Source organism: Halomonas sp. TP35 (assembly GCF_052375975.1).
Classification (GTDB): Bacteria; Pseudomonadota; Gammaproteobacteria; order Pseudomonadales; family Halomonadaceae; genus Vreelandella; species Vreelandella citrativorans.
The window spans coordinates 105,814-121,849 of record NZ_JBQSUZ010000005.1; the positions used below are offsets into that span (position 1 = coordinate 105,814).

At 58.5% G+C, this 16,036-nt stretch carries 13 protein-coding genes; 3 read left to right on the forward strand and 10 right to left on the reverse strand.

The genetic code is table 11. From position 1 onward, the window contains the following. Positions 1–20 precede the first annotated feature (20 nt). Genes cobJ through ACT3RU_RS08390 form a run of 9 tightly spaced genes read right to left on the reverse strand, consistent with a single transcriptional unit; the run spans position 21 to position 11,908 of the window. Entirely contained in the window at positions 21–770 is a 750-nt protein-coding gene (gene cobJ, locus ACT3RU_RS08350; RefSeq protein ID WP_192527659.1) for a precorrin-3B C(17)-methyltransferase, read from the reverse strand. Further along, positions 767–1,504 (reverse strand): precorrin-2 C(20)-methyltransferase, encoded by a 738-nt coding sequence (locus ACT3RU_RS08355; RefSeq protein ID WP_192527660.1) that lies wholly within the window; start codon positions 1,502–1,504, stop codon positions 767–769. Before ACT3RU_RS08355 ends, cobJ begins: the two co-directional genes overlap by 4 nt. Continuing rightward, on the reverse strand, positions 1,501–2,130 hold the full coding sequence (locus tag ACT3RU_RS08360) for a precorrin-8X methylmutase (protein ID WP_483392655.1): 630 nt from the start codon (positions 2,128–2,130) through the stop codon (positions 1,501–1,503). The genes ACT3RU_RS08355 and ACT3RU_RS08360 overlap by 4 nt, the downstream gene beginning before the upstream one ends. Continuing rightward, positions 2,120–3,289, reverse strand: coding sequence for a ferredoxin-like domain-containing protein (locus ACT3RU_RS08365; protein WP_192527661.1), 1,170 nt, complete (start codon positions 3,287–3,289; stop codon positions 2,120–2,122). The genes ACT3RU_RS08360 and ACT3RU_RS08365 overlap by 11 nt, the downstream gene beginning before the upstream one ends. Continuing rightward, positions 3,286–7,131 carry a cobaltochelatase subunit CobN gene (gene cobN / locus ACT3RU_RS08370; RefSeq protein ID WP_192527662.1) on the reverse strand — a complete coding sequence of 1,282 codons (3,846 nt, stop codon included), beginning with the start codon at positions 7,129–7,131 and terminating at the stop codon, positions 3,286–3,288. The genes ACT3RU_RS08365 and cobN overlap by 4 nt, the downstream gene beginning before the upstream one ends. After that, entirely contained in the window at positions 7,131–8,231 is a 1,101-nt protein-coding gene (gene cobW / locus ACT3RU_RS08375; protein ID WP_483392656.1) for a cobalamin biosynthesis protein CobW, read from the reverse strand. The genes cobN and cobW overlap by 1 nt, the downstream gene beginning before the upstream one ends. After that, on the reverse strand, positions 8,218–9,606 hold the full coding sequence (locus ACT3RU_RS08380; RefSeq protein ID WP_192527664.1) for a cobyrinic acid a,c-diamide synthase CobB: 1,389 nt from the start codon (positions 9,604–9,606) through the stop codon (positions 8,218–8,220). The genes cobW and ACT3RU_RS08380 overlap by 14 nt, the downstream gene beginning before the upstream one ends. Further along, positions 9,606–10,199, reverse strand: a complete 594-nt coding sequence (gene cobO, locus ACT3RU_RS08385) for a cob(I)yrinic acid a,c-diamide adenosyltransferase (RefSeq protein ID WP_192527665.1) — start codon at positions 10,197–10,199, stop codon at positions 9,606–9,608. Before cobO ends, ACT3RU_RS08380 begins: the two co-directional genes overlap by 1 nt. Next, complete coding sequence (locus ACT3RU_RS08390; RefSeq protein ID WP_225733830.1) at positions 10,196–11,908, reverse strand: AAA family ATPase; 1,713 nt, start codon at positions 11,906–11,908, stop codon at positions 10,196–10,198. Before ACT3RU_RS08390 ends, cobO begins: the two co-directional genes overlap by 4 nt. A gap of 391 nt (positions 11,909–12,299) precedes the next feature. Between ACT3RU_RS08390 and ACT3RU_RS08395 the strand changes: the two genes are divergently transcribed. Beyond that, positions 12,300–13,370: a FecCD family ABC transporter permease gene (locus ACT3RU_RS08395; protein WP_192527667.1), complete on the forward strand. Its 1,071-nt coding sequence runs from the start codon at positions 12,300–12,302 to the stop codon at positions 13,368–13,370. After that, on the forward strand, positions 13,367–14,131 hold the full coding sequence (locus tag ACT3RU_RS08400) for an ABC transporter ATP-binding protein (protein ID WP_192527668.1): 765 nt from the start codon (positions 13,367–13,369) through the stop codon (positions 14,129–14,131). Before ACT3RU_RS08395 ends, ACT3RU_RS08400 begins: the two co-directional genes overlap by 4 nt. 75 nt (positions 14,132–14,206) lie before the next feature. On the opposite strand, the gene ACT3RU_RS08405 is transcribed toward ACT3RU_RS08400, so the two are convergent. Then, the gene (locus ACT3RU_RS08405; protein WP_192527669.1) at positions 14,207–14,818 is read right to left on the reverse strand and encodes a Yip1 family protein; all 612 of its coding nucleotides are present in this window, start codon (positions 14,816–14,818) and stop codon (positions 14,207–14,209) included. A gap of 279 nt (positions 14,819–15,097) precedes the next feature. Between ACT3RU_RS08405 and ACT3RU_RS08410 the strand changes: the two genes are divergently transcribed. Then, the gene (locus ACT3RU_RS08410; RefSeq protein ID WP_192527670.1) at positions 15,098–15,988 is read left to right on the forward strand and encodes an NAD-dependent epimerase/dehydratase family protein; all 891 of its coding nucleotides are present in this window, start codon (positions 15,098–15,100) and stop codon (positions 15,986–15,988) included. The last annotated feature ends 48 nt before the right edge of the window (positions 15,989–16,036 follow it).

Below are 16,036 nucleotides of genomic sequence, written 5' to 3' on the forward strand. Positions count from 1 at the left end.
TTTAGCCAAAGCCCACTTTTTCAAAGCGCTGAGCGCGGGGTATAAACCAACGGCTCGCCGTCTCGCTCGATCAGCCGGGTTTGCCGGGAGCCAACAATCACCAGCGTGCGCATATCCGCCATTTCCGGTGTGGCGTCTTTTAAGGTCGTTACGCGGATTGATTCTTCCGGCGTTGAAACCGCGCGGGCGAAGATGATTAACCGTTCAGGCTCACACGCCTCGCGCAGTACGTCCAGGGTGCGCTCAAACCCTACCGGGCGCGATTTTGAGCGCGGGTTATAAAACGCCATCGCAAAATCGGCTTCAACGGCCAAACGCAGGCGCTTTTCGATCAACGCCCAGGGCTTCAAGTTGTCGGATAAATTGATGCAGCAGAAGTCATGCCCCAGCGGCGCACCTGCACGGGCGCTGGCCGCCAGCATCGCAGAAATACCTGGCAGCACCTGAATATCCAATGCGCGCCATGCAGCATCGCCCGCTTCCAGCGCTTCAAACACCGCCGAGGCCATGGCGAAGACGCCGGGGTCGCCAGAGGAAACCACCACAACTCGGTGGCCTTCAAGCGCCAGCTGTAAAGCCTGCTCGGCCCGGCGAATCTCTTCGCGGTTATCCGAGCCGTGGCGCGTAAGCCCTTCCCTCGGTGCTACGCGGTTAACGTAAGGCACATAGCCGACAACGTCGGTGGCATCCAACAGCGCGGCGGACACTTCGGGGGTAATCATCGCTTCCGCACCAGGGCCCAGCCCGACAATTTTAAGCCAGCCACTCATGGCCGCCTCCCGTTGCCGTGAATCAGCACAATCGAGAAGTAAGGCACGCTCTCACCAACGTCTACCAACGGCAGCACGCGCTGTTGCTCCATGGCAGCGTACTCAATCAACCACGCCTGGTCTTCCCGACCCGCCTGTTTAAGCGCTCGGCGCAGCTTGTTCAAGTTGCGCCCAATCTTCATGACCACCAGCGCGTCGGTATCGGCGATATGTTTGGTGAGCGTTTCTTCCGACAGTGTGCCCATCAGCACGGTGAGAATATCGTCGCCCCAGGTAATCGGCTGCCCGGTCGCCGTCCAGGCGGCGGACATACCGGTAATCCCCGGCACTACCGACACCGGCACTTGGTTGAGCAGGCGCGTATACAGGTGCATAAACGAGCCGTAGAAGAACGGGTCGCCTTCGCAGAGCACCACCACGTTGTAACCGGCGTTGGCTATCTCGATCAGTTGGGCCACGCATTGCGAGTAAAACTCTGATAGCAGCGCGTTGTACTGCGGGTCGTCGAAGGGGATCTCCGTGGTGACCGGGTACTCCATGGGAAGCTCGATGGTGCCGGGAGCTAACAGCCCTTCAACAATGCTACGCGCATGGCCCTTGCGACCTTTTTTACGAAAATAGGCGATATGTGTGGCGCCACGAATCAGCCGGTCGGCGCGAACGCTCATCAAGTCCTGACTGCCCGGCCCCAGGCCAACGCCATAAACCGTGCCCTGTGTGGATGCCTGAGTCATTCGACGCGATCCACCATGGCGTTAATGGCCGCGACCGTTACCGCACTGCCGCCCAGGCGGCCACGTACGATGCAGCTGGGAATTTCAGGTGTTGCCCACAGCGCTTCCTTGGATTCGGCGGCGCCTACAAAGCCTACCGGGCAGCCGATTACCGCCGCTGGGCGTGGGCAGTTTGGGTCTTCCAGCATGTTCAAAAGATGAAACAGTGCGGTGGGTGCGTTGCCAATGGCCACCACGGCGCCTTCCAGATGCGGGCGCCATAGTTCAAGTGCTGCGGCCGAACGGGTGTTAGCCATTTCCTGCGCGAGGTGTGGCGTGCGCTCATCGTTCAGGGTGCAAATAATCTCGTTATTGGCTGGCAGCCGCTTGCGGGTGATGCCTTCAGAAACCATGCGTGCATCACAAAGAATCGGCGCGCCGCGTTCGAGTGCTGAACGCGCTTTATTGACCGCGTCATTTTGAAAGTGAATATGCGCGGCCAACTCGACAAGCCCGGCGGCGTGAATCATGCGCACGGCAACGGTCTCTTCCTCGGCAGAAAAGCGCGCAAGGTCGGCCTCGCTGCGGATAATCGCGAAGGATTCCCGGTAAATCGCCGGGCCGCTTGTTTCATACTTATAGGGCACCCAAACTCTCCAAATATTCGACGACCTCAGTCTCGGTGAGGCCTGTCTTAACGGGCGTGCTCTGTGCATCGCCCTTAACAATAAGATTAAATCGGCCTGCCTGACCGACCAGGCACACATCGGCCGATGAACGGCGGGCGCACCCCTTGGCGCAGCCGGATATATGAACGCTGTGTCTTTTAACGTCGGGCGCTAACCGTTTAGCCAGCGGCTGGGTAGCAACGCTTGCCTGAGCGCAGTAAGGCGCGCCGGGGCAGGCATCCATCAATAAGCGCGTATCCTGGTTATCACTGATCAACCCTTCAACCGGCCCGCTTGCGCCTTGGACCCATAAACGTCGCCACGGCGTTACCCGCACATGGCTCACCGCCGCAGGCGTTACGGATGCCCGCAATGCAGCAGCGGCTGCGCGGCCAAACGGCAGTCCGTAAACCATGCCCGCTTGATACTCGCCAAGCGCCAACGCCGCGCCTGGCATTTCACCCGCACTTACACAAGCGCTTGCGGGGCGCATTTTAGCAGGTGACCACGCGGGAAGCGGCACTTTATGCCGCTGCATCCGCCCGGCGTCATTTCCGCCGCTTTCTACAAACCAGTGCGTCAGGCGTATTAAATGATCAACGGCCGCCTCAATAGTGCCCACCGGTGTACCGCAGGCATGGCCTTCGGCGCGCACTATCAGCCCGCCGTCGATTGAGCGCTCAACTCGAAAATCAGCGGCGGTGTCTCCCAATACCGCTAATTCACCTGCATCAATCGCAATACCGACTTTGCTGGGCATCGCGGCCAGTTCACTGCCTCGCAGCTGTAACAAGCAGGCAAGTTGATGCGTGTCATCGCCCGCCTGCCAGCTGGGCGCCAGCAGGTACTGAGGCTGTTGCTCAGTGGCGGGGTCCGCGCTGACCAATTCGTGTGCGACCAAAAATTCCATTAGCGGCGGCCATGTGGTTTCTGAGACGCCACGCAGCTGAATATTGGCGCGGCTGGTTAACTCAACTAGCCCATTGCCGAAGGTTTCCGCTGCATCGCACAGCGCGAGCACCTGCGCTTTGGAAAGCTGGCCGAGCGGTGGGCGCACGCGTACAAGCCAGCCGTCGCCGGTTTCCATCGGCCGCCAAGCGCTGGGGCACCAGCCTTTAATCAGCGGACCGGTGCTCATAGGCTGACAGTTTCCCTGGCTTCGTCCATTTCCAGCAGCAGGTCTTGCAGCGCTTCGCCGTGCTCGCCGGGTTCCTGCCACATGCCGCGCTGGGCGGCTTCCAATAGCCGCTCGGCCATCTCTTCAAGCGCTGCCGGGTTGTGGTCGCGTAAAAACTGCTGATTAGCCTCATCCAGCACCAGCGCTTCGCTCACCTGGGCGTACTGGTAATCCGCCACCAAATCCGTGGTGGCGTCGTAAGCAAACAGGTAGTCGACCGTGGCGGCCATCTCAAACGCGCCCTTGTAGCCGTGTTCGCGCATGGCGTTGATCCATTTTGGGTTCAACACGCGCGAGCGAATGACCCGGGCAAGCTCCTCTTTGAGAGTGCGAATTTTGGGTACGGCGGGGTTGGCGTGGTCGGCGTGATAGATCTCCGGCGCCTGGCCGGCAAGCGCGCGGGTGGCGTTGGCCATGCCGCCCTGAAAGGCGTAGTAGCTGTTGGAGTCGAGAATATCGTGCTCGCGGTTATCCTGATTCTGCATCACCGCGTCCAGCCCTTTGATCTGCTTCTCAAAGGCGCCGCGTGCGGCGGTACCGGAATCCGCAAACTGCCCGTAAGCGTAGGCGCCGGTGCCCAGGTAGGCCTCGGCCAGGTCATCGGCATTGCTCCAGCTACGGTTTTCAATCAGCCGGTTTAGGCCTGCGCCATACTCGCCGGGCTTGCTGCCAAAAATACGGTAGCTCGCTTCCTGGGCAGCCATTTCGGAACTTAGCCCTTGGGCTTCAAGAGTTTGCTGGCGTTCAAGCACAGCGGCGCGAATGGTATTGCTATCGCCTGGTTCTGCATAGTTGGCAACCGCTTGCACGGCGGCATCAAACAGGCGAATTACATTGGGAAAGGCATCGCGAAAGAACCCCGATACGCGCAGCGTGACATCTACCCGTGGGCGGTTAAGCAGCATTGAAGGGATTACTTCAAAATCAATCACCCGCTGAGAACCCAATGACCATTTGGGCCGCACACCCATCAGCGCAAACGCCTGGGCGATGTCGTCGCCGCCAGTGCGCATGGTCGCGGTCCCCCAGATGGAGAGCCCCAAGCGGCGCGGGTAGTCACCGTGATCCTGCAAGTAGCGTTCGACAAACGCCTGGGCGGATTTTTCGCCAAGCCGCCAGGCGGCAGGCGATGGGATCGAGCGGTTATCCACGCTGAAAAAGTTGCGCCCGGTAGGCAGCGTATCCAACCGCCCTCGGCTCGGCGCACCGCTCGGCCCGGCGGGCACGAAAATCCCCTCAAGCCCATCCAGCAGCGAGCCAATCTCCATCTTTACGCCCTGCTGCATGGCGGCCCACAGCTGCTCGCGGGCAAATAGAAGCTGCTCGGCCGTGGCGGGATATGCTTGAGCAAGTGCGGCAAGATTACCTTGGGTCAACACATAGTCGGCTACCAGCTCTTCACCGAGCAGTTCCAGCCGCTCGCGGGTATCGGCGCCGGTTCGCCAGGCAGCGGTTAATTTGCCTGCCAGCACGGCAGGTTTGGGGCCAAGCCAAGGCTCGCTGCCCGCCGCCAGCGGGTCGAAGTCCTCACCCAGCGCCAGGTCAGCGGCCAGATTGTGCAGCAAACCACGGCTTGCCACCGCTTCACCACGCGGCAGCCTTAACAGGGCTACCAGCGTGGCTGCACGTTTTTCCTCGGGCGGAAGCGTGCCCAGTATATGTAGTCCGTGGCGAATCTGGGCTTCCTTGATATCGCACAAAAACGTGTCCAGCTCGTTGAGAATTTCGCTGTCACAGCTGCTGTTCACCGCGTGGGCAAGTTCTTGATCAATGCCAGTTGCCCGCAGGTGGGCCAATATTTGCTCGCGAATCAGCGCTTCGCGACGCGGGTCCATGTCCAGCGCCTGGTAATACTCATCGGTAAGCGCTTCAAGCTCGGCCATGGGGCCGTAAAGTTCGGCGCGCGCCAGCGGCGGCATCAGGTGGTCGATAATTACCGCCTGGCTTCTGCGCTTGGCCTGGGCGCCTTCGCCGGGGTCGTTGACGATAAACGGGTAGAAATGCGGCATCGGCCCGAGCGCAATATCCGGCCAGCATTCGGCGCTTAGCGCGGTGCTTTTGCCCGGCAGCCACTCAAGATTACCGTGCTTGCCCACATGAATAACCGCCTCGACCTGATAGTGCTCGCGCAGCCAGAGGTAAAACGCCAGATAGCTATGTGGCGGTGCCAGCTCCATATCGTGATAGGACTGGGTCAGGTCTTCAATAAAGTCGCGCTCGGGCTGGATGCCCACGAAGGTTTCGCCCAAGCGGATACCCGAAATCATCAGCCGCCCCTGGCGGCATTTGGGGTCGTCTTGCGGCGCGCCCCAGCGGGTGCCTATCGTTTTTTGAAGCGTAGCGGGCAGGGTTTGAAACCAGGCCAGATAATCCTCAACGCTGATACTTTGCCAGCAGGCGCGCTGATCCAGGCTGTCATGATCGTTAGTAACGGCGCCCTGGAGCAGGCGAATCAGCGCATCGCCGCTTTCCGGCAATTGGCTTAGCGGATAACCGGCACCCTTCAGGGCATTTAAAATTTGCAGCGTAGAGGCCGGCGTATCCAACCCTACTCCGTTACCGATACGCCCATCGCGGTTGGGGTAGTTGGCCATAATCAGCGCGACGCGCTTTTGGGCATTGGGCGTTTGGCGCAGCGCGCAAAACCGCCGGGCCAGCTTGGCCACAAAGGCGGCACGCTCCGGGTGCAGCGTATGGTGCGTAACAGAGAGCTGGGCGCGGGCGTTATAGTGCGCTTCGGCTTTAAACCCAACGGCGCGGGTGATAATCCGCCCATCCATTTCGGGTAGCACTACCTGCATAGCAACATCGCGGCTATGCAGCCCGGCGGCCATTCCCTGCCAGTCATCCGCTGTACTGCTGGCGAGTATCGCTTGAAGCACCACCGGCCGCCCGACAAAAAGGCTTTCATGAAGATTGCCGCTCATCTCATCTGCTGCATTGGCGTCATCGGCGGTGCGGTTTACCGAAAAGCTGGTGGTATTGACCACCAGCATAGCGCCGGTTTGCTCAATGAGGTGATTGGCATACGCGATGCAGGGGCCTTCTTTTAAAGACGCCACCGCGACGGCTAACGGCTCAAGTCCTTCGGCTTTTAGCGCGTCGATCATGCCGTCGAGCACGGCGGTATTCGCGCCTTGCAAGTGGCTGCGATAAAACAGCAGCAGGCACACCGGGCGCTCTGCAATACGCTGCGCGCGCCACTCGCTTAGGCTGACCGCCTGCTGGCCGTTGGCTTGAGGCGCGTAAATAACCGCAGCCGGGATCACTTTAGGCTCTTGCCACGAATACTCATGTGCCAAGTACTCATGCGCCAGGCATTCGCTTCCGATAAAGCGCAGCAGCTGCTCGGCGTTGTCCACGCCGCCTTCGCGCAAGTAGCGCCATACGCGGTAGGCATCGTTAAAGGCAATGCTGGAGTCTTCCAGCAGGGCATCGTCCGGGGCATCGCAGCCGGGCACCAGAATCAGTTGGCGCCCAGGCTTGGCAGTTGCCCAGGCCAGAAGCCGCTCGTAGCCGTACTGCCAATAGCCCTTTCCACCCAGCAGTGACACCACTACCAAGCGGGCTTTTTCCAGCACGCGGTCTTCGTAAAGATCAAACGCCGCCGGTTTCACCAGGTTCATCCAGTTCGCCAGCCGCACCGAGGGGTAGTCATCGCCCAAGCGATCAACCGCCTGGGCCAACGCCGACAAGTTACTGTCAGCGGCGGACATAATCACAACCTCGGCAGGGCTTTGCTGCAGGTCGATGATGCCTTCATCATCAACAAAGCCTCCCGGTTTGGCGGCGAAAAGATGCATTAGGCGCTTACCGATTTCTCAGCGCTGGCCAGCGCCTTATGAATTTCATCCCTGTTCAGCGTTTTACCGATAATCACTAGCTGAGTCTGGCGCGGCTCATCCTGGCGCCACAACCGGTCAAAATAGCCGTCCAGGCGCTCGCCGACGGCCTGAATAACTCGGCGCATGGGTTTACCGGGGATCGCCGCAAAGCCCTTGGCGCGATAAATCTCTTGGGTTTTCAGTAGATGTTGAAGCTTGGCCGCCAACTCATCGCCATCGACTTCGCCCAGCGTAATCACGCAGGAGTCAAAGTTATCGTGGGCGTGATCGTGGTGGGCGCCTTCGGCATGGTGCTTGTCGTGATGATTGGTAATCTTGTCGATATGCTCTTCACTGGCCGCGCCAATGCCCATCAGGGCTTCCAGCTGGGCCGTGTCAGTCGCTAGCGTTTGGTCGATAAACAGCGTTTTGACCGATGCGGGCACCCGCGCCTGTATCAGCGCTTCAACGCGGGCTTTTTCGTCAGCGTTCAGCAAGTCGGTTTTACTCACCAGCACTAAATCCGCCGCGCTTAGCTGGTCATCCAGCAGTTCGCGCAGGCTGGGGTCGTGATCCAAGCTGTCATCGGCCAGACGCTGAGCGGCCACTTTTCCTTCGTCGTTGGCAAACCGGCCAGCGGCTACGGCAGGCCCGTCGATCACGGTGATAATGGCATCTACGGTGCAGTGCTGGCGGACTTCCGGCCAGTTAAACGCCTGTACCAGCGGCTTGGGCAAGGCCAGACCGCTGGTTTCGATCAGGATATGGTCGATATCATCACGCCGCGCCATCAGCTTTTTCATCACCGGCAAAAACTCTTCTTCTACCGTGCAGCAGATACAGCCATTAGCCAGCTCATAAATACTGCCGTCTTCACCAGAGTCAACTTGCTCGCCTTCCTCACAATCCAACGCACAGCTACGCAGCAGACTTGAGTCGATATCCTGCTCGCCAAACTCATTAACGATCACGGCAATCCGCTTACCGGTAATCTGACGCAAAATATTGGCAAGCAACGTGGTCTTGCCGCTACCTAGAAAGCCAGTTACAACCGTGGCGGGAATTTTATTTAACTGCATGCGAGGATTCCTTAATGTGGGGGCTTGCGGCCGTGGCCTGCACTGTATCGTTGCCAGGACCGTGGCTAAAAAGATGCGCTACCGCCGCAGGATTATTCGGGAAAAACAGGTGTAAGTAGGTGGCGGTTAGGCGCCCGGCACGATAGATCGGCTCGCCCGGCGCCGGGTGGCGCTGGCGGCGCCCGTAAGCCATTGGCTCAGGCGTTTGCTCGGCCATCGAGCGGTGATGCGCATGGCCGCGAACCGGCCCTTCAGGCAGTTCAGCGGTCTGCATGCCCTGACAGCCGCGACGCCCGCGCATGGCACCGTGCCCCGGCAGTAAACCGAGCATGGCGTGAGTGTTCTCAGCATAGTCAGTTAGCGTTTCCAGGCTATACAGCATGCCACCACACTCGGCGAGAATGGGTTTGCCCGCGCTGAAGAAACCTTTAATGGCATCGCGCATGGCGGTGTTCGCCGCAAGCGACTGCGCATGAAGCTCCGGGTAGCCGCCGGGTAACCAAAGGGCATCGCACTCGGGCAGTTCAGTATCGCTCAGCGGCGAGAAAAAGCGCACCTGCGCGCCCATCTGCGCCAGCAGGTCCAGGTTGGCCTGATAGATAAAGCTGAACGCCGCATCGCGGGCTACGCCTACCGTCTGCCCAGCCAGTGCTTGCGGCACAGCAGGAAGCGCCTCAGTAGAAGCACTAAAGCTGACCGGCGAAAGCGTGGCGAGCGCGTCCAGCAGCCCTGCGGCTTCCAACGCCTGCGCGGCGGCTTCAAAGCGAATTTCCAGATCGTCGCGGATCTCTTCTGCCTGCACCAGGCCCAGATGACGCTCGGGAAGTGCCAATTCAGGGTCACGTGGTACAGCAGCCAGAAACGGTATGGCTTCCGGCAGCGCGTCTTCAATCAGCTCACGGTGGCGCTGTGAGCCGCAGTTATTGGCAATCAGCCCGGCAAAATGGATATCGTCACGAAAGCCAGCCAGCCCTGTTACCAATGCAGCGGCAGTTTGGGCCATGCCTTTAACATCCATCACGATGGCCATGGGAATGCCAAACAGCGCGGCTAAATCGGCGCTGGAAGGATCGCCGTCAAACAGGCCCATGGCGCCTTCCACCAGAATCAAATCGGCTTCAACAGCGGCTTCATAAAAGCGTTGGCGGCAGTAGGCTTCACCTGCCATCCATAAATCGAGCTGGTCCACCGGCTGGCCGGAGGCCTGGGCAAGAATTTGCGGGTCCAGGTAGTCCGGGCCGGTTTTAAATACTCGGACGACTTTTCCTTGGTTGCGCAGCAGCCGCGCAAGCCCCGCGGTTACCGTGGTTTTACCTTGGCCTGAGGCGGGTGCCGAGATAAACAGCGCGGGGCAGCTGGCAGAAGATGTACTCATCAGTACTCGATCCCCGCCTGAGCTTTGACGCCGCCGCGAAACGCGTGGCGCTCATCCTGCACGGTGCTGATGGTGTCGGCAATTTCCTGAAGTGGCTGGGCCATGGTGCGCCCGGTAATAATCACATTCTGATGCGCTGGGCGGCGTTTGAGTGCCTCTACCACCGGCACCGGGTCCAGATAGCCGTACTTGAACATGTAGCTCATTTCGTCCAGCACGATGATGTTGTAGGCCGGGTCTTCCAACAGGCCCTTGGCGATTTCCCAGGCAGCTTCAGCGGCTTGGATATCGCGCTCGCGGTCTTGGGTTTCCCAGGTAAAGCCCTGGCCCATGATGTGCCAGTCAAGCCTTGGGTGGTCACGAAAGAACAGGTATTCGCCGGTTTCACGCCGCCCTTTAATGAACTGAATGACCGCGCCTTTCTGACCGTGCCCCAGCGAGCGCGCCAATGTACCGAGCGCCGAGCTGCTTTTACCCTTGCCGTTGCCTTTGAGCAGGATTAGCACCCCGCGTTCATCAATAGCGCGGCTGATGCGCTCATCGACCACCTCTTTTTTGCGCTGCATTCGGTTTTGGTGGTTGCTATCGCTCATGCTAACTCCTGGGTGGGCATGGCCCAATAGTGGGCGCCCAGCTGCTGGGCAAGGCGCGCGGCCTGGCCACGTTTTACAAATGAGTATTCGGTATCCATCACCACGCAGTCTCCCAGTTTTGGCAGGTCTGCAACGGATTCACGGGTGCGTCCGTCGGTGATCAAGTAAGTGCGTATATGCAGGCCAGGCTCACGGCGCTGCCACTGGCGAATCAACGTTCCTGCCTCCTCTACCACTTTACGCAGCGGCGTACCGCCCCCGCCATCGGCACTGTTCAGCGTCGCTTCCAGGCTTTTGGGGGCGCGTTGGCGGGTGAATAACGCTGTCACCGCATCGTTGCCAAAGCCCAATACGGCCATCTGCTCGCGAGCGTTGTACGCCTGGCGAGTCAGGCTATCGACCCAGCCCTTGGCTTGGCCCAACAAGCGCTTACCCAACGTTGAGCCGGAGGTGTCCAGCAGTACCAAATGCAGCACCGGCTGCCCGGTGCGCGCTTTTTGATAACGCAACTGCCGCCAGGGCCATTGGCCGCGATTGGCGATCAGCGTAGCAAACCAGTCTGGCCGCGAGGTCAGCGCAGCCCTGGTTCGCCCTTGGCCCGCTTCATCGCCCTTGCGCCTACCGCCCAGAGATAGCGGCTGCTTAGCCACAGGCCGGTGGGAAGAAGGAGCCAAGCGTAGCGCAGGGAGATCAAGCGGCTGGCTATCCCGCATATTCTGCGCCACGGGCGGCATGGCGCCCCACTGCCCTTGCTCGCCTGAGCCATTAGCAGACGACTGACCGCCAGAAGGCTTTTCATTTGGCGTGGACGAAGGCGGTGGAGAAGACGGCGGCGTTGGTGCTTCACGCGTACGCCGATGGGCCAGTACCCAAGGCTCAACGGTATCGACATCGTCCTGGGTGATCGTATCGCTTCCCCGCCAGGCGGCATGGGCCTGGGCGGCGCGGTGCCAGGTAACATCGGCACGCAGGCCTTCAACGCCTGCCTCTTCACAGCGCTTGGCGATGTGCGCGTAAACCCAGTCAGGTGCGGTAACGGCAGCAAGCGTGCGGCGCGCCTGCTCGATACGTTCACGCAGGGCTGACTGCTCATCAGCGTAGTCGGCGATAAAGCGCTCGGGGTCACGGTCAAAAGCATCGCGCTGCTGCACGATGGCGATGCGTTCTTCGATACGGATGGAGGCTGGCTGTTCCAGGCAGAGTCCAAAGCGGTCGAGCAACTGCGGGCGCAGCTCGCCTTCATCCGGATTCATGGTGCCAATCAGGCTAAAACGTGCCGCGTGGGAGTGACTGATACCGTCGCGCTCAACGATATTAACCCCACTTGCGGCCACATCCAGCAGCAGGTCAACCAACGTGTCGGCGAGCAGATTGACTTCATCGACGTACAAAACGCCGCCATGGGCTTTGGCCAACAGCCCTTCGTGAAAGGTGGCTTCGCGCTCGCTCAATACCTTTTGCAGGTCCAGGCTGCCGGTCAGGCGGTCTTCACTGGCACCCAGCGGCAGCGTGACAAACGGCGACTTGCCGCCCTTTTCAGACTCGGGTAGCAGCGCGGCCAGCGCGCGGGCGAGGGTCGACTTTGCGCTGCCGCGCGGGCCGCTAATCAGCACCCCGCCAATGCGCGGGTTGATCACGTTCAGAAGCAACGCTTTTTTAAGCGATGCCTGGCCGACGACGGCGGTAAAGGGAAACTCAACCACAGGCATCACCATGGGCAGAAGGAGCATTAACTTGATTTAACAAGAAGATATTGAGCGATTAAGCGCCAGAAATGCGCTTAAAGCGCCTACTTTTCAAGCGGGTAAAATTAATACATTAAGCGACGCATGGACACTGCAACACACGTGAAAGTTATTCATCACTGACAAGAGAATAACGATAGAGCCAAACGCCGATAAAATGACTACAATAACCGCGCATTATAGAGGATGGCACCAGGGTGTAGCCACCTCCCCGCTTAAGCAAGTCATCAATCGCAAAGGTTTTTCGTGCTTTATCGTCACGTCTTCGGCAGTCTGTCGAGTTTTATATCCATCGGCACCCGGAACACCATCCCATGAAGCCCTTCCCTGCCCTACCTGCTACCTCCTTTACGCTATGAAAGCGGTTGCCATACAAAGTACCCAAGCACCGCGCGCTCAGGCGCACTGGTTTTGGCTTGCCCCCCTGGTATTGCTGGTAGCACTGCTCGCCGGTACGGCAATTGGTGAAACCTCGATTCCTGTGGATACGATTCTCAAGGTATTGGCCAATCATCTTCTGGGCGCTAACTACGCCGTTGATCGTATTGATGCGGGTATTATCTGGAACTATCGCTTAAGCCGCGCCATTGTGGCTGCGTGTTGCGGCGCCGCGCTGGCACTGGCCGGGGTGGTGCTCCAGGCGTTGCTGCGTAACCCCTTGGCGGACCCGTACTTGATGGGTATTTCTGCCGGCGCCTCAACCGGTGCCGTAGCCGTTACCGTAGCGGGGCTTGGTGCGGGTGCTTTCACTTTATCTGCTGGGGCGTTTGCTGGAGCAGTACTTGCCTTTGGGCTGGTGGTACTGCTTGCCCATGCAGCCAGCAGCGGGACTGGCGGTGGGCGCAGCACCCAAGCCGCCGGGGCCATTATTCTGGCGGGCATTGCAGGCTCTCAACTGTTTAACGCGCTGACCGCCTTCATCATTACCAAGTCGGCCAGCGCCGAGCAGGCCCGCGGCATCCTGTTCTGGCTACTGGGCAATCTTTCCGGTGTGCGCTGGGGTGATGTCGTTATCGCTTTCCCTGCAGCCCTGGGCGGCTTGCTGATTTGCCTTTGGCACCGCCGCGCACTGGATGCCTTTACCTTCGGCGCCGACAGCGCGGCGTCCATGGGCATCGCCGTTCGCCCAACCCGAGGGCTTTTAATTATTGCGGTAGCGCTAGTGACAGCCATTATGGTGTCGATGGTGGGCGCTATTGGTTTTGTCGGTTTGGTCATTCCCCATGCCATGCGTTTTATCGTGGGCACCCAACACACGCGACTGGTGCCCGCTTCAGCACTTGCTGGCGCCGTGTTTTTGATTGGCTCGGATATTCTTTCGCGCATCCTGGTGCCCGGCCAGGTACTGCCCATTGGGGTTATTACCTCGCTGATCGGCGCGCCGGCCTTTGCGATGATTCTTGTTCGCGGCACGAGGAACCGATGAAACTAACCGCTGAACAGCTAGGCTGGAGCGTGCATGGTCGCACGCTTTTAAAGGACGTTTGCCTGGACGTTGCGCCCGGCCAAACCTTTGGCTTGATTGGCCCCAACGGCTCCGGCAAGACCACGCTGCTTCGCCTGCTGGCAGGTTTAAACAAACCCAAAACAGGTCATGTACACATGGGCGGTCAGCCGATCGCCAAAATGCGTCAACGCCATATCGCGCAGTCTATCGCGATGGTTGAACAGCAGGCGGAAACCACCGATAGAATTCATGTGCGTCAGGTGGTTGCACTGGGACGTACGCCGTTTCTCACTGCGCTTCGCCCTTGGTCCGCCGAGGATGATGCGATTGTCGGCCAGGCACTGGATGACGTGGATATGGCGCACATGGCGGACCGCCTCTGGCATACCCTTTCTGGCGGTGAGCGCCAGCGCGTTCATATTGCCCGGGCACTGGCCCAGCAACCCAAAATTCTCCTGCTGGACGAGCCCACCAACCATTTGGATATCCGCCATCAGCTCTCCATTCTTGAGCTGGTCAGGCAATTGCCGATTACCGTTGTGACCACCCTGCACGACCTTAACCAAGCCATGGAGTGCGACCGCATTGGCGTGATGGACGGCGGTCGGCTGATCGCCAGCGGCCAGCCACATGACGTGCTAACCGCCCAGTGCTTACAAGAGACGTTCGGTGTGTATGCCCACGTGCTGGATGATCCCATTGACGGTAAACGGATCATGCGTTTTAGAAGCGCTATTTAGTAGATTTTCTTACAAGCCATACAGTAAACGCTAAAATCTGGGGCTAAGCCGTCATAACTGCCCCATAGACACTCTCTATCCAAAAAACCACCACACCACACTGTACTCCGATCCCATACTCCACAGCAGAACAATCACCGCAAGCAGCACCTCTAACACTAGCACTCCGATACATAGCGTTGCAGTGGATATAATAAAACCACGCTTATGGCTAATACCCAAGAAACTGGGCGTTCCCTTGTAGAGTAGGTAAGCGCTATAAAGTAGCCCTATCACCAAGCCCAGCATGCAAAACCACAAAGCCGGATAAAGAGCGAAAACACCGCTCAGAAACATCGGTGTGCCAATGTACCCCGCGAAAATAATACAGTTGCGGCGGCTAGGGCGACTCTCCAGCTTACGGGCTAACCAGTGGATCACACTGCCGACCACACCAACGGCCATTAACATCAGCGCATAAAACGCAACGCCTAGCGCCAGGCCATCTGTAATAGAGACTTTATAGGTATCACTACCGCCATAGGTCCAGCCAATCTGGGTCGTGCCTATCAGCGCACAGACCACAGGAATAACCGCCAAAACAAGGACATGATGGACATAGAGATGGCTAACGGACTCATGCTCGCCACTAATCTTATGCCACTCTGCGTCAGGATGATGAAGGAGCCCCCAAACATGGTGGATCATAACGACCTCCCGTTTATGCAAATGCACTGCTGTTGGGATCAAGCATCAGGCTCAGGCGCCGATCAAATACCCAAGCTTAAACTGAGTGTAGATCACAAGGCTTATTTATGGAGCACAATGATTATGCTGTGATAAGGCTATTTGCCATCGATTGCAATTCATCAATTGCTCTGCTTCGTCGCGCATAGTGTGGTGGTAAAACCAACTCGGCGGTGTAACGCTTTCTTTGCTAAGGTGTGGGTCCTTATAACGGACTCTTACAATAAACGGAAAATCCACATGCGCATTTTGTTTACCGGTGGTAGCGGCAAGGCGGGTCGTCATGTAACGGCGTACCTTCGCGACCAGGGCCACAGCGTCACCAATCTGGACTGGGTAGCTTCCGACGTGCCGGGCATCACTACGCTAAAGGTCGATTTGACCGACGCGGGCCAGGTATTTAATGCGTGCCAGGCCTATGCCAATTTCGATGAGCTAGAACCTGGCACCGGCATGCCACGCTACGATGCCATCGTCCACTTTGCCGCCATACCCGCCATTCTCCACCGGCCGGACAACGAAACCTACCGCATTAACACGTTAAGTACCTACCATGTGTTGGATGCAGCGACTCGACTGGGTATTCCCAAAGTCATTTTTGCTTCCAGCGAGACCACTTACGGCATTTGCTTTGCCGACGGAGTGAAGCAACCTGATTACCTGCCGGTAGATGAAGAGCACCCAACAGTACCGCAAGACAGCTACGCGATGAGCAAGGTGGTTAACGAAGTAACCGCACGCTCTTTCCAGGAGCGCTCGGGCATCGATATTTATGCCCTGCGCATTAATAACGTGATCGAGCCTCACGAATATCGCCAGAACTTCCCGGCTTATATGGACAACCCGGCACTGCGTCGCCGCAATATTTTCGCTTACATTGACGCTCGCGACCTGGGGCAGATGGTCGACTGCTGCCTGAAAACAGACGGCCTGGGTTACGAGGTATTTAACGTCGCCAATAATGATCTGTCAGTAGGATTGAGCAACGCTCAAGTGGTGGAACGCTTCTACCCAGGCGTGCCCATCAAGCAGGCAATGGGTGAATTTGAGACTTTTTACAGCAATGCAAAAGCCCGCCGCCTGGTCGGTTTCTCACCGTGCTATTCCTGGAGGGATGAGCAGGGGGAATGAGTTAAAGGAATAAGAAAAGAGTGGAGCTGGCGCAAAAATGGGCACTTT